1 protein-coding gene is annotated in these 627 nt (G+C 43.1%); it reads right to left on the bottom strand.

Going from position 1 to position 627, the window contains the following annotated elements:
* On the bottom strand, positions 1–440 hold a 440-nt coding region (locus tag ABD296_RS49830), incomplete at its 3' end, for a cation:proton antiporter domain-containing protein (RefSeq protein ID WP_344285641.1).
* Between the last annotated feature and the right edge of the window lie 187 nt (positions 441–627).

Below are 627 nucleotides of genomic sequence, written 5' to 3'. Positions count from 1 at the left end.
GATTGCTGACCGTAGGTGGTATTGAGCTGTTGTTTCTCAGTCAGAAGCTGTAATACAAAGGCCGTAGAAGACAGCGCAAGCGCAAAACCAATCACAAAGCTGGCAGCAAGCTGTTGTTGAAATAGCAGCAATACGGTGAGCATAAGAATTATGCCCGTAATCACGACCTGTAAACTTCCCATCACAAATATAGAGTCACGCATTTCCCACAAACGTTGTGGGCGGAGCTCTAGACCAATCAGGAACATAAGTAAAATGACCCCAAATTCAGCCAACTCCATAATGGCCTCAGGGTCATGGGCAATAATTAACACACTCTGGCCAAGAAGTATGCCCGTAAATAAATAACCTAAAACTGTTGCAATCCCTAGGCGTTTGCCCAAAGGGACTAAAATCAGAGATGCTCCAAGAAAAATAGTTGCTTGCAGTAGGAATGACATTCATTGCCCCGAATGTATTGATCTTTTGTAAGTGTAAAGGGAAAAAGTGTTCTTCACACCATGATATTCAAATCATCTAACTAAATTCTTGCGGGTCAACATCAATTGAGAGTCTGAGTTGATGCTGTCTTGGCGCATGAACCAATTGAGCCCACCATTGTCTTAAGTAAAAATGCAGACGAGCGCG

The sequence above is a fragment of the Actinomadura napierensis genome, from assembly GCF_039529375.1.
Classification (GTDB): domain Bacteria; phylum Actinomycetota; class Actinomycetes; order Streptosporangiales; family Streptosporangiaceae; genus Spirillospora; species Spirillospora napierensis.
This window is presented reverse-complemented; position numbering and strand designations above follow the sequence as displayed.